The sequence below is a fragment of the Acidiphilium sp. genome, from assembly GCF_049977125.1.
Lineage (GTDB): Bacteria > Pseudomonadota > Alphaproteobacteria > Acetobacterales > Acetobacteraceae > Acidiphilium.
This window is the reverse complement of sequence record NZ_JBMFGY010000086.1, coordinates 1-13,398: the sequence shown is the minus strand read 5'-3', so window position 1 is coordinate 13,398 and position 13,398 is coordinate 1. Positions and strand designations below refer to the sequence as shown.

The 13,398-nt window shown below is 56.9% G+C and carries 14 protein-coding genes and 1 pseudogene; 6 read left to right on the top strand and 9 right to left on the bottom strand.

All coding sequences use genetic code 11. The features are described from left to right. Positions 1-287, top strand: a 287-nt coding sequence (locus ACP5E6_RS12555) for a hypothetical protein (RefSeq protein ID WP_427954579.1), incomplete at its 5' end; no start/stop codon positions are given. Positions 288-399: 112 nt separating this feature from the next. On the opposite strand, the gene ACP5E6_RS12550 is transcribed toward ACP5E6_RS12555, so the two are convergent. Continuing rightward, entirely contained in the window at positions 400-1,299 is a 900-nt protein-coding gene (locus tag ACP5E6_RS12550; protein ID WP_427954578.1) for a 3'-5' exonuclease, read from the bottom strand. Between the two features lie 92 nt (positions 1,300-1,391). Further along, a complete protein-coding gene (locus ACP5E6_RS12545; protein WP_427954577.1) occupies positions 1,392-1,895 on the bottom strand; it encodes a DUF4113 domain-containing protein in 504 nt (167 codons plus the stop codon). Between the two features lie 372 nt (positions 1,896-2,267). On the opposite strand from ACP5E6_RS12545, the gene ACP5E6_RS12540 reads away from it, so the two are divergent. Next, positions 2,268-2,873, top strand: coding sequence for a cytochrome P460 family protein (locus ACP5E6_RS12540; protein ID WP_427954576.1), 606 nt, complete (start codon positions 2,268-2,270; stop codon positions 2,871-2,873). Positions 2,874-3,016: 143 nt separating this feature from the next. On the opposite strand, the gene ACP5E6_RS12535 is transcribed toward ACP5E6_RS12540, so the two are convergent. The 3 genes from ACP5E6_RS12535 to ACP5E6_RS12525 form a co-directional block, all read right to left on the bottom strand. After that, complete coding sequence (locus ACP5E6_RS12535; RefSeq protein ID WP_427954575.1) at positions 3,017-3,565, bottom strand: Uma2 family endonuclease; 549 nt, start codon at positions 3,563-3,565, stop codon at positions 3,017-3,019. A gap of 90 nt (positions 3,566-3,655) precedes the next feature. Further along, positions 3,656-3,856, bottom strand: coding sequence for a hypothetical protein (locus ACP5E6_RS12530; RefSeq protein WP_427954574.1), 201 nt, complete (start codon positions 3,854-3,856; stop codon positions 3,656-3,658). A 167-nt stretch (positions 3,857-4,023) separates the two neighbouring features. Continuing rightward, positions 4,024-4,335, bottom strand: a complete 312-nt coding sequence (locus ACP5E6_RS12525) for a hypothetical protein (protein WP_427954573.1) — start codon at positions 4,333-4,335, stop codon at positions 4,024-4,026. Between the two features lie 183 nt (positions 4,336-4,518). Here ACP5E6_RS12525 and ACP5E6_RS12520 point away from each other — a divergent pair, with 183 nt between their 5' ends. From ACP5E6_RS12520 to ACP5E6_RS12510, 3 genes and pseudogenes are all read left to right on the top strand, one after another. Then, the gene (locus ACP5E6_RS12520) at positions 4,519-4,788 is read left to right on the top strand and encodes an HU family DNA-binding protein (protein ID WP_427954572.1); all 270 of its coding nucleotides are present in this window, start codon (positions 4,519-4,521) and stop codon (positions 4,786-4,788) included. Between the two features lie 145 nt (positions 4,789-4,933). After that, positions 4,934-5,644 (top strand): annotated as a pseudogene (locus ACP5E6_RS12515) (IS6 family transposase). A 6-nt stretch (positions 5,645-5,650) separates the two neighbouring features. Beyond that, positions 5,651-5,803, top strand: a complete 153-nt coding sequence (locus ACP5E6_RS12510; protein WP_427954571.1) for a hypothetical protein — start codon at positions 5,651-5,653, stop codon at positions 5,801-5,803. A 446-nt stretch (positions 5,804-6,249) separates the two neighbouring features. Here ACP5E6_RS12510 and ACP5E6_RS12505 read toward each other — a convergent pair whose 3' ends face one another. The 4 genes from ACP5E6_RS12505 to ACP5E6_RS12490 form a co-directional block, all read right to left on the bottom strand. Continuing rightward, positions 6,250-8,772: a TOTE conflict system archaeo-eukaryotic primase domain-containing protein gene (locus ACP5E6_RS12505; protein WP_427954580.1), complete on the bottom strand. Its 2,523-nt coding sequence runs from the start codon at positions 8,770-8,772 to the stop codon at positions 6,250-6,252. 58 nt (positions 8,773-8,830) lie between these two features. Then, entirely contained in the window at positions 8,831-9,214 is a 384-nt protein-coding gene (locus ACP5E6_RS12500) for a GNAT family N-acetyltransferase (protein ID WP_427954570.1), read from the bottom strand. Positions 9,215-9,332: 118 nt separating this feature from the next. Continuing rightward, complete coding sequence (locus ACP5E6_RS12495) at positions 9,333-9,617, bottom strand: DUF1778 domain-containing protein (RefSeq protein ID WP_427954569.1); 285 nt, start codon at positions 9,615-9,617, stop codon at positions 9,333-9,335. 1,194 nt (positions 9,618-10,811) lie between these two features. Further along, entirely contained in the window at positions 10,812-11,141 is a 330-nt protein-coding gene (locus ACP5E6_RS12490; protein ID WP_427954568.1) for a helix-turn-helix domain-containing protein, read from the bottom strand. Between the two features lie 437 nt (positions 11,142-11,578). Here ACP5E6_RS12490 and ACP5E6_RS12485 point away from each other — a divergent pair, with 437 nt between their 5' ends. After that, entirely contained in the window at positions 11,579-13,348 is a 1,770-nt protein-coding gene (locus ACP5E6_RS12485; RefSeq protein WP_427954567.1) for an SEL1-like repeat protein, read from the top strand. Positions 13,349-13,398 lie beyond the last annotated feature (50 nt).

The following is a 13,398-nucleotide window of genomic DNA, read 5'->3' as shown; positions in this document are numbered from 1 at the left end:
AGCCGGTGCTGGAAGAACTCGACCGGCATCAGTTCGCCCGGGCCTCGGCTCAACCGATAGGTTACAACCATCAGACGCGCCGTCCCGCCGAGCGTCGGCGCGACCTGCGGCAACAAAGCACGTATATTGACGGTCGGGAGTTCGCCCACTCTTGGAGCAATATCGTCTCCGTCCAATCGGGAGCTGGTAATCGCGAGATCCATCTCAACACCTTCCGCACCGAAGAATTTCCTCCGGGATCGCAAGTGCATAATGCAAACGAGGTGCGAAGGTTCACTTTTCTGTGATCGGAATGTTCGCACGGAAGGGCATTATCTCGCCGAGATTCCGGACCGGTGGCCCGATCAAAAGTGAGGGCGACATCTCCTTTTGGTAGTATCAAGCTGGCCAAATCAAAGCTCAGCCTCGTTTCGAGAACCGGTCATACGCGGTGATCCGCTGCACCGGTGGTATTTTTCCCGCACCCAAAACCGAGGTCTTGAGATAGGCGATCTCGTCTTCCTGCTTCGAGTCCGGAACATCAATATACCATGTCCGCGGACGAAACCCGGCGTCCCCACTCCAGCGATAGCCGCGACGTTTCAGATCGTCCTTGTGCTCGAACGGCGCCCCCTCGGCCCATATTCTGCAGGTCACGCTGCGGGCACTTGCAAGCAATCGGCTCATCGCAATCACGCCCGAATGCGGCAGCGGCATCGCCAGGAGCTCGATCGCCGCAAGGCAATCATTCACGGCGCGGTGCCGGTCGTAGAAGAACCCCGCCCCCATCGCGAGATAAGCGAGCTTGCGACCCTCAAATCCTTCCGCGACCCAATCGACCTCCGTCATCGAGCATGCCCAGGGTTTGCCCGCGAACGCCGGACAAAGCCGCTCGATGAAACGACGATCAAACGCCGCATTGTGTGCGACGACGAGGGCCGCAGGAGCCACCATTCCCTCCAGCGTCGCCATGTCGATCGTCTGGTTCGCGACCATCGCGTCGGTGATGCCGGTCAGCGCCATCACCTCGGGCGGTATTGGACGACCGGGATCACGAAAGGATTGGAATCGCTCTCCAACATCGATGATCCGGCCGTCGAGCGCATAGGTGAACGGCACGATCGCGATCTCGATGATCTCGTCGGTTTCCGCGTCGAGCCCAGTGGTCTCGACATCGACGAATAATCCCGTCCGGGTTGAAGTGCCACGTTCGACTTCAATCCGCGTGCGGGGGGCCAGCTTGCGCAGAACGCGATAGACGCCGGAGGCGCTCAGCGTCCGCGCCATTTCCTCGAGCCGCTGCGCCTCCTCTTCCGTCATGCTCCATCCTTTCCCGATGCCCGTCCCCTGCGGTTCATAGCCTCCTATTGCCCGCCAAAGCCATCAAGTCGGATGCCCGAACGCGTGTCCACTCAATAGGCGGTCCCAATTAGGATTTCCCCAATCCGCGTGGTATAACGCGGCGACAGATTCATCGCCTTGGCCGTCCACGTCCTTGAAATGCCCGTCGCCAACGGGCGCAATGTGTCACGACCGAACCGGGCATTGACGGCATCAAGTGCCGCCATCGCCCGTGCCGACCGGACCGGATCCCTGGTCGGGAACAGCGAAACCGGCTGACTGCCCGCGTCGATCAACTCGCCGAGCATGATCCCCGCCTTCGAATACCGAAATCCCGCGCGCCACATCGGCTCCAGCATGCGGATCGCCTCGCCGATCAACGCCGTCGTGCCGTTCGTGGCTTCGATCCGGGCCGAGCGCTGATTACTGTACCAGGGATCGCCATTGTGCGGATTGGTGTGGAGCAGAACCGTCATCGTGCTGGCCAGCAACCCGTGCTCGCGCAATTTCTCGCCGGCGCGGGTCGCGTAGGATGCCACCGCCTCACGCATCGTCCACCAATCGGTAACAGGCATACCAAAACTACGTGTCACCGCGATGCCTTGCGCTGCGGCGCCATCAGCGACAGCGACAGGCACGACACCCCGCGCAATTCCGCCTGCACCCGGGCACCCACCACAGACATCATATCGCGCACTTTGCGCGGATCGAGCCGCAGGAAATCCGCGACGGACAGAATGCCGCTGCCGGCGAACTTCTCCGCAGTCTTGTTGACATCATGTTGATCGAACCACGACGCCGGTATCGCGCAAAACCGAAAAACGCATTATAGATTTCTATCTGGGGGTTCATGAGCGAGCCCCCGACATGTTTTTTTCTACCAATGCTCGTCCGGTGCGCTGAACTTGCGCCGGTGGGAATCAAGGGGGCGTTCGATGGCGAACAGAATGGTAACAACTATCAAAGTCGCGCTGATCAGCGCCGCGGCCATCGCAGGCCTCGTGGCAACTGGACATGCGGAATCCAATCCTGTTACTGCGCCCAAACCTGCGCAACTCTGGCAGCAGATCAACGCTCTGGAGAAGGCCAAGTCAATCATGCCGGGAAGCCATGCCTTGCAGCCCGGTTCGCGCATGGTTGATGTCTATACGACCGACCTCAGCAATAAGGTCGCAACCGACAAAATCAAATCCGCTGGATCGATCCTGGCGGTGACCCAATATCCAGATGGTAGTTTGCTGGTCAAAAATAATTACAAGAAGAACCATGAACTCGGCAGCATAACGGCGATGCTGAAACTGACCGATTACGATAAAGCGAATCGCAACTGGGTCATGGCGGCCTATTCACCGACCGGGAAAGTGATTGCTTATGGTAAGGTCGGTTCATGCGACGCCTGCCACGCATTCGTTGCCAAGAGCGACTTTGTCTTTGCGCCACCTCCGGTTCAGTTGCTCAAAGCCTCTATTTGGAAAGCCTTCTTCCCGAAGCAGAAGATGTCCCCCACGTATGTTGCTCTTCTGACGAAATATCCCGACGCGATCATAAAATAGCGGTCGGCGCGCGAGCCGGCGATCGGTCACCGGGACGTCCTGATTAGCCCGATCAAGCTGCGGTGTTTCGGTCAGAGGACCGAGCTGGTGCTTCTTCGGGATCAAGATCGCCCCAATTTCGATCTCACCTGCGTGAGGCGAGATCAGTGCGACCTGACGAACCGCGTCGTGCGGTAGAAAGCGATCAGGGACGTCGCGAAGTCGATGCTCTCGAGACGCAGATCACCAGCCGAGATGATTTCGGGCTGCTCAGGCCAGCTGCCGTCCGGCCGACGCCGCAGAATCTCGGCACCGATCGACACCGACGAGACCACGAAGATCTCGCGAACACTTGATATCGACGCATAGGCCCAGACGTTCGCCCAAGTCTCGCGATGGTTGCTCGGGGACAATATCTCGATCAGCAACACCGGTTCGCTCAACAGCGACCCATCGTCAGCGCTATTCGAACAACTCACCCCGATATCCGGAACCCGGACGTTATGGGCGCGCTCGAGATGCGGTGTGACGCCGGGCGCCATAAGGACATCACAGGTGCTGCCCCGTTCCACCAGATGATTCCTTAGTAGAGCACCGATCTCCGCTTGGATCCGGGCATGGGTCGCGCTTGCGGGCGCCATGGCAATCGGCTCACCGTCGACGAGTTGCCACGTCTGGCCATCGTCTGGACACCAGTCCATGAATTCCGCCACACTCATCCGGGCCGGGAATTTGATCGCATTCGACATCGACATGATGGTAGCACGTTGCTCGGCTCTCGTGAAACCAAAACTCTCCGTCACCTATCGGAGCGTCATCGCCATAGACCGGCCCCGAATTTCTTCGCGGATCAGATGCCACGGACACCTCATTTTGATGCCGACCTCTTTGGTGAGCGCCGAGCACGCGATCATACAGCCGTCGTTGTTCGACAGGACTACCACCGGCTTGTCCCGTAACGTAGGGTCGAACGGCTGCTCACAGAGCAGTAAACGAATTACCACCGATCAGCCCGTGCACCGGCAGCAGGCGTGATCTCCCCTTGTGCAACGCTCAGACGCTGGTCCGCACCAGACCGCTCACGATCGCCAGATTTCAGCATCGTCAGGGACAACCTGACCCACATCCCCCATCCGCCCTGGCCGCAACCATCATTCGCCCCCGCGATAGGCTAGTTGCGCCACCAGAACCTCACCATGGACCATGACGATCGCGACCTTGCCGTGCGCCGGTGGTGCCGCCGCATCGTGATCAGGATGTCGCCCGGCAGAATGCCCTGCTCGATCAGCGCTTCACCGGAAACCCGAGCCGGATAGCGGTTGGCGCGACGCAGATTCAGGATTTCAGCCGGATCGATCGGCCCTTCCAGACTATCGACGGCCGGTGACGCAAACCCGGTGGTGTTCCCCCCCCCCCCGCTAAAACTACCTGAAAATTCATCACGTCGCGCGTCGATCAGCGAACGTGAACATATGTGGAACATCAGACATGAGCAAGAGGCTTATCTTCAGGCAAATCATGGATGGATGTATGATCAGCCCTCGCTCTTGCCGCTGCCGGGCAACACGGTGCAGATCGACGGTCTGATCGAATTGGCATCTTGATGATTTCTGGTAGGAGGACGATCATCAATCGGCCACGTCATAGCCAAGGGAGAAATATCAGGGTGACGAAGGCATTTATTGCGGAGACCCTCCAGAAATCAGCTGAGCTCAACGGCGTGACCGCCCTCAAGGTCGCTGGCGCTCTGGTCGACGCGATCGTGGCGGAGATGAAAAAGAGCGGCAAATTCACGCTGCCGGGTTTCGGGACCTTCACGGTGCGAAAGACCAAGGCACGTAGGGGCGTCAACCCGCGTCTGGGTACGCCGATCAAGATAACGGCTGGCAAAACGGTCCGGTTCAAGGCGTCGCCGACGTTGAGAAAAGAATTGTGATCGAGATGAGAAACCGCGAGCCTGAAAGATCAACTCGCCAGGGTGGCGGGGTAGCTAGATCATCCAGTCTCAGTCCTTGAGAATATAGCGGTTTTCAGGGCATTGTCAGGTTGACGATACCTCCCGGGACACGTAGCCTTTTGAAATGATGGATTTGACCTCTACGTTGCGATTGAAGGGGTATCGCTTCCCTCGATCGGTGATCGCCTTCGCGGTCTGAAGCTATTACCAGTTCAATCTGAGTCTGCGGGACGTTGGGGATTTGCTGGCTGAACGCGGTATGACGGTGAGCTACGAGACGATCCGGGTATGGGTCGATCGGTTCGGGCCGCAGATCGCAGCACGGATCCGGCGTGACAGACAATCGGCGGGCGACAAATGGCATATCGACGAGATGGTGATCACCATCGGCGGTGAGCCGCACTGGCTATGGCGTGCCGTCGATGACCGGGGCGACGTGCTGGACATCCTGGTTCAGAAACGCCGCAATGCTCGGGCTGCCCGACGGTTTCTCCGTAAGCTGATGCATCGATGGTGACAGCCGCGTGTCGTGGTGACCGACAAGCTTCGGAGCTACGACGTTGCTCTCCGCAACGACTGCCGCAGTGCCGATCATCGGTCCCACAAGCGGCTGAACAACAGGATCGACGCCTCGTATCGCCATACAAGACGACGAGAAAAGATCATGGGTCGGTTCAAGTCCGCCGTCCAGGCCCAGAGATTTCTCGCCACCCACGATCAGATCGTCACCCTGTTCCGCCCGAAACGCCACCGCCTCTCCGCCCGATCATTCCGCCATTGTCGGGCCAACGCATTTTCACTCTGGGCCGATTATGCCGCCAACCTAGCCGCCTGATCGATCGTGACCCAGGTCAATCGCACCTCATCCAATCTACCTGACAAAGCCGCCAGAACCATCGACACCCTATGGTCCGCCATCGGGCGCCTCACCGACCTCATCACACCGACAGATTGCATCAACATGTTCATCGCAGTCGAATACGATCCAGAATGATAGGATTACGTTCTAGTTGCAAATGTCCGTGACGTTCCATCGACTCAACGAGGATCGGTATCAGTGGCCGCAGGCGCTTGCCACAAATCCGGTCCGACGCCTTCCAGATCACGACCAACGCGTGACGAACTGCCTCATCATAGACCCGTCGCCCCGGGCGGGGACCCGATCGGCGATCAGGACGACCGCCGCGTAGAACACGCATCGCGTGTTTACGGTGAAAACCCGTCACCTGGACAAGCTCATCCAAGATCCACCCACGCTCCAGGCGGTCGCTCCGGACATATCGCTCACTGAGCACGGCCACCAACTCGTCACACGTCCCCATACTGACCCTCCTCATCTCTACCCCCACAAAAATACCCAAACTGGGGAGCACGTATGTGACGCAACAGGTCACGTTTCAGGAGCTTTTCAGGCGAGGCAATGCGTAGGGCAAACAATTATCACGCTGGTTGGCCTGACCGCCGACCCAACTCAAGTTCCAGACAGTCCACAGCCCGATATCCGAGGCTTCGATATCCGACCTCACGCTTGACTGCCATTTTTGCGAGCATCGGCTCGTTCCCATCGACGTAGTCGTAAATGACGACATCCCGTTTCGCGGAATGCAAGCGGTGGAGCCGACCGGCATATTGAGCAAGGATACCGCGCCAAGAAATCGGCATGGTCAAAAATAGGGTGTCGAGCCGAGCGTCGTCGAATCCCTCGCCCAGATAGCGACCCGTCGCCACCAGAATCCGTTCCTCGTCCGCCGGAATTGCGGCAAGGGATTCGGTTGTCGTCCGTAACTGGCGAGCACTCATTCCGCCACGGAGAACGATGACATTCTTTGCGAACTTCGACAGGCGATCTGCCAATAGGTCGAGATGATCCTTACGTTCGGTGATGACCACTGGCGAGCGCCCTGCTTCCAGAGCTGACAAGATGTCATCGAAGATGAGATTGTTCCGTGCCGGGTCTTGAGCGAGACCTGCATAAAGCTCGTGGATGGTCGGCTTTTCATCAAGACTGCTCCGGGCGAACCTGAACTCCGTGCGCCGAAAAACAACCTTATGATCGAAGGGCCGAGCGGTGGCCTGCTTTTTGGCATCGACGCGATGACGGATTGGGCCGCATTGCATGAAGATAATCGGGTGATGGCCATCTTTCCGCGTAACCGTCGCGGAAAGACCAAGGACGTATTGGGCCTTGGCCTCGCGCGCGATGGCCTCGAAGCCCACGGCGGAAAGGTGATGGCACTCATCGACAACCACATGCCCGTAACCGGCGACTAGATCCGAGACGACACCCTGTCGTATCAAGCTCTGCATGAGGGCTACATCGATATTCCCCGTCGGCTTCTTCTTCCCGCCATGGATAACGCCGACCGTGTTCGGCGAAATATCCAGAAAGGTTTGAAGACGCGCGACCCATTGATCGAGAATCTGCCGACGGTGAACGAGGACCAGGGTATTTCGATCCCGCGCCGCGATCATTTTCGCGGCGATGACGGTCTTGCCGAATGCCGTGGTCGCTGCGAGCACCCCGGTTTCGTGCGGGAGAAGGGACACGACAGCTTCATTTTGTTCTGGCGTTAGTTCTCCGAGAAACCGTGTCCCGATTTGCCGCCCTCTCTGGCGTTCGTCGCGCAGCGCGGCGACGATGCCCGCGTCGGCGAGCAGGCTCAACAGGTCGTCGAGGCATCCCCTTGGGAGGGCGACATGTTTCGAGAACAGTTCGCTACAGGAGATGATGCGCGGCTTGCCAAACGTCGGCAGGCGCATGGCCTGCGCCGCATAGAACTCGGGGTTCTGGAATGCCGCCAGCCGCGCGATGCGATTCACGAGAGTCGGGGGGAGCTTCAATCGGTCGATATAGACCTGATTGCCCAGCACGATCTCGACCGAACGGGGAAGCTCGCCCTCAATCGGTAACTCCTTGATGCGGCGGGACGGTAGCGCAGCCCAAGGCTCGTCGTTCTCTTCCGTCGAAGAAAGCCGCACGCCGATAATCTGGCCCGTGGCGGCAGCTTCAGCCACGATCGACATCAGTTCGCCGCGCGATAGCCGCCTGATCGTTGACAGATACGCCCACTGGTCTTCGTAAGGGCGGAAGTCATCATCGACAAAGACGCTGTTGCCGTTCTCGCGCGGCCGGTTCTGAAGTGGCAGAGCGATCAGATTGCCGAACCCACCGGCCGGCATAGTGTCCTGGCTCGGGAAAAACCGATCGTAGGAATCGAAGCCGATATCAGGGCAGCGATCCATCGTCGCCGTAACCAAAAGTGAGCCGAGGCGTCTGGCGTCCTCCGCTGACACCGGCTCAGCGAAGAAAATCCAGGCATGCGCGCCATTGCCAGACCGTGATCGTTCGATGACGATTGGAACGCCCTTCGTCCGCGCAGTGTCGCGGAATGCGGCAACATCCTGCATCCAGGACTTCTTGTCGAAATCGGCGGCAAGGAAGCTGCATGTTTCGTCCGGGAGCATGGGATAGACGCCCAAGGTCAAGTCCACCGAGTTCCCGGCTGATTTCCCTGCAAGATGCGAACGAACGATGTCGTCTCCGACAGGGACGAATGCCTGATTTGGGCATTCTCCGCATTTGATCTGCGGCTTACCGCAAACCCCGCGGACCCACTCGTTCCGGCACATGGGCGCGTAGCCGGTCCTCCCTGTCTTTGGGTTTTCCCACCGCCGCGGCACCACATCCTCTCTGCCGCGAAATAGCGCACGAAAAAGTGCGATCTTCGCAGCTGTCGGAGAGTTCATGGTAACGGCGCCAGCGCACGCCGGCAGTTTGACCTCCTGCTGCGCCGTTGTCCGCTCAAGCATACCCAATCGCTCGGCTATTTCGGACCGTTCCTGATCGAGCGCAATCAGCCGATCCTTTAGGGTAACAATCTGCCGAGCTATATCGTCTGCGCGAGTGATCGTATTGAGCCTTTCAATCTGGGTGTACTTCGAGAGACCGGGTCCATGCGCCACGACAGGCGGGCCATGCACCTGTAGGAAATCAGGGCTTGGAAAGCCATCAATGACCGACCTACAACCCGAGCTTTTCGAAGGTCTCCAGTGGCAGGAAGAGGCGTCGCGGCTCGCTTGAAAAGGCACGAAAACCATAGCACTCATAGAACGCCTGAGCACCATCGGTCTTGGCATCGACAATGATGGCATACACTGCCAGCATCGTGCTCGCCCGGACGACGCGGCGGATTGCGTCGAGCAGCAAGGTCTCGCCAAGCCCGCGCCCTTGCTGCTCTCGATCGATTGCGAGACGGCCGAGCATGGCTGCTGGCACGGGATAATGCGGGAGTTGCTTTGCCAAGGCCGACGGCAATTCGTCCTTTTCGAAACTCGCGGCGCTTAGACTGTAATAACCAGCGATCTGCTCAGCTACGTCGCCTATCGCCACGAACACCTGGGCCACGCGCCGCCGGATATCCTGAGAGGCTTGGCGTTGAAGGTAGGTGTCGAGAGCTAATTCCCCGCACGAGAAAGCTGTGCGGTCATGGTGCGAAGCGAGCGGCTCGATGACCAGAGACCGCTCATTCACCGACACGTTCGCGATAGCGGCGCGCAGCCTCCTTCAGTTTAGCGTTTGGCTCCGGCGGGTTGATCAGGGCGTCATAGAAGATATCCCAATCCCGCGCCGAAAGGGTGATCTTCTCATGCGACTCAATCACCCGCTCCGCCGCCGCCACCGCGTTCGCCAGCACGAAATCGCTCACGCTCGTTTCCTCATATGCCGCTGCCCGCTCAAGTGTGCGCTTGGCCTTTGAGTCCAACCGCAGATGCATGCGGTCTCGTTTCACTTCAGCAGTTTGGCTCATCTGACGCTCCTACGTCATCACTGCTACACAAGTACGCCAATAAGGCGTACATATCAAGAATGGGCACAAAAAATTCAGGGCTGTCTTTTGTATCCGGCAATACGCTGAAGCCCGAGAAAACCACCCGCAGTACGTTAGAATACGCCGTAAATGTCTGATATAAGCTGACTTTTTTCATTGACTGGCCGCCGCGTCAAGCCCACGTCTGACTCTCGATCAAGATTTTCTCAGACGAGGATCGACGATGATCGAGGATGAGGATCGCGCTGCCGACGACGGAAAGCCGCCGACAGCGAACGACAGCCTCAATGGCGTGGCCAGGCACCGGGTCGACGCAGCGGTCCTGTAGATCGCCCGATTAATCGGCCGGCAAATGGCGCGGGAAGCATTCGAACGGTTGAATGCGGCTAACGACGGTCGCCCGCTGGAGCGATGCGAGGACTGACGATGGAACCGACGCGATGACCAGGGTTGCACTCTACGCCCGCTATCCTTCCGACAATCAGAGGCGTTGAACGACCGGCATGGGCGCGTCGCCGCCCAGCAGTACCGATAGCTATGCGATGTCCGCTTCCGGGAAGCCGACTCAGGGTCCGGAATGACCGGGATCCCATGCGATTCAATATGATGGGTAAAATGATGGGTAAATGCTCGAACCCAAGGATGGGGATTGAGGCGAGCAAATGTTCTCTTAAAGTTCTAAACTATGTTAGGGAATACCGTTTTCAGTCTGGAATACGACTATAGGTAGAATGGCACATATTTCGATGATATACTATTTTATAATACGAATTTCTTAATTTGTTCCTAACACGCGTTAGGTTTCTCGAACCAAAAGAACAATTGTGCAACTAAGGGTTGTATTATGGCCCATTTATCGGACGCCCGTCTGCAATTCGTTTCTGGCCCAGAGCAACCAGAACCCCAACAGGGGCCGTACCCAACCGGCAGCTTCAGTGATGCCGGTGATCGCAGAATCAAGAGGGATGATCATGCTGGCCGACGCCGTAGCAATTCGAGATGGGCGCCCTCACGGCTCACAATCCGGGATTCCAGGTGCCGATACCAATGGAGGAAATTACAGCGGGCACCAAGGACGATGCTGCGCAAGGCGCGCTAAAACTGCCGCCCATCGCGACCGGCACGCAACGGCAGGCCATTAAAACGACCCGACAATTGGGGTGATATCGCTGGTCAACTGGTCAGTCGTTTTGCGGTGGACAGCAAGAGTTGACGATCTTTGGGCTCACAGGCGCGATAGAGTTCGATTAATGACAACTCGTCGTCCAGAAGAACGCCGGTGTCACCGGTTGCCAGATAGCCAGGAGACGTATCAAGCACCTTTGCAATTCGTTGAAGATTTTCTTGTAACAGGTTGGCGCGATCGGTTTCCCACTGGGCGATCGCCGAGCGCGACACGCCAATCAGGGCAGCAAACTGACCCTGGGTCATATTATTTCTCAGACGGAGTCCGCGTATTCGCTGGCCGACCGATTGTGTTGCAGAGCGGTCAATTTCTATCATTTTATTATTCTAGGCGGCCAGTCCACAAAATGTAAAGTTGTTTGATCATTATTGGCGCGTGCAATGACGTGACCAAGGGAGAGGTTATTCAGATAGCCAGCTAAGCAGGCACGGGGACGGCGCATCTAGCGAGGGAGTTCGGCGGGATCGACTCTGATGGCTGCCGACGCGATCAACGGCGGTAAGCTATTATACCTTTAAAAAAAGTGTATCAGATTCATCATGAATGAGTCACACACAAAGTGCGCAACCATGTCTTGATATCCCTCTGATCGCCTTGCTCCAACCATCAAAGCCGCATAATCATGATTTAAGCCTTTTGAGTGAGATTAAGGCTAAGCGCAAACGAAACAACCCTTGACTACCGCACTAACAGAACAGAAACCCATCACATGTACCTAACTAGGCCATCCCAAATGAGACTAATATGCTGTCTGGTGGCGTTTCTTGTGGCCATTATTTTTGTTTTTGTGCCAAATAGCGCAATCGCAGCAACTGTCCCGAAAGCCGTCAATGCCGCGGCAACTCATACATCCCTTGACGAACCAGGACAGACGGGAGTGCTTCACAAAGGATGTGTTGTTCGATTGCCAGCGGATTTTGCCAACGACCTGCGAAAATATCAAGTGGCGGCATCACGCGGAGATGCATTAGCGATATTCTATCTCGGGGAGGCTAACTATTTCGGCTGCGGTGTGTTGCAAAACCGTCAACTAGCCGTCCAATACCTGAGAAAAGCTGCGGCAGGCCGAATTGCCGCGGCCGCAACACTGCTCGGAACAACTCAATATATCCAGGCTCAAACTCCGACGCAGCGAACGGCAGCGTTACAATGGATACATCAAGGTGCCCACGACGGTGATGCTATCGCCCAGCGAGATCTGGGTATTATCGCCCTCCACGGAAACTCGCACATTGACCAACTTAGCGCGCGGCACTGGCTCCATTTAGCCGCTCTCCAGGGAGACGTTGTGGCGCAACGGTTACTTGGCGAAATTGAGTCTCAGGATGTAACCAACAAAGAAGCACTTGGAAAAGCCGCCTTCTGGCTTGGCGAGTCGGCAAAGCACGGAGATTCGGTGGCCCTGACTGATCTTGAACGCTTGTGGTCGATATCAAAACGGAGGCATTTTAGTGGGATCGAACCCAAAACATTCACAGCTGTCAAAGTCCTGGTACATTCACCCCAAGCTACAACTGAGATTGGAAATTTCTATTTTGGTCAGTCTGCTTCTGAAGCGGCCATCGCTGTGGCTCTATATAGACAAGCTTCAATATCCGGCTTCGGGCCAGCGTTTTTTGGTCTCGCGGACGCCTATCTGTTCGGTCGAGGTACCCCCATTAACTATCATCTAGCAAGGACGAATTTTGCTATCGCTGCGGCTGATGGTGACGCCCGAGCCAACGTCAATCTCGGGATTATGTACGACCGCGGTGTGGGCGTAAAACGAAATCTTTCTAGAGCCGCTCATTATTATAACCTCGCCGCCAAGCAGGGTTCCGCAGAAGGTGCGTTTTATCTCGGACAGTTTTACCAAGACGGCGCTATCGGCAAAATCGACGTTCAGGCCGCGCGCCGATGGTATCGAATTGCAGCAGAAAGGGGTCTGTCGATAGCACAACTTCAATTGGCTTCGATGCCGAATCCTCTTTATGCTAATGCAGTTTCACAGCGTCGGCGCTTGTTTTGGCTGCAACGCGCCGCCCGCAGCGGCAACACTACCGCCGAGATCGAAATCGCGGAAGTTTATCGACGCGGAGAGGGAGTAGCAGTAAATCGTCGGATCGCTCTCCGTTGGTTGGATGATGCGGTCCACGCTGGAAATCGTCAGGCTCTACTTGATCGGGCTTTATTCCACGCATCAGGATCTTCTGACGCCAACGTCGCGAAACAGGGTCGAACTGTTTTGCGCCACCTCGCACAAATGGGAAACACTCGCGCACAATTTGATCTCGGGGCATTATATGCACGCGGCCTAAACGTGCACCGCGATAGCCGGATCGCTGCGTATTGGTGGCAAATGGCGGCCAATAACCACAATTCAAAGGCTGATCTGGCATTGGCGATCGCATATGAATCAGGATTTGGAGTCCCGCAGAACGATAAAAAGTCACATCATTTTCTGAAATTAGCCCAATCTGAAACCTTAGACCCGCAAAGACAACAGATCATCGAGAGCGAAATTCACGAGTCACAACCCCGCTGAGAGCCTGACCTAAAATTCGGTTGACCGGCCTCGTGGCTCTTGATTCCCTG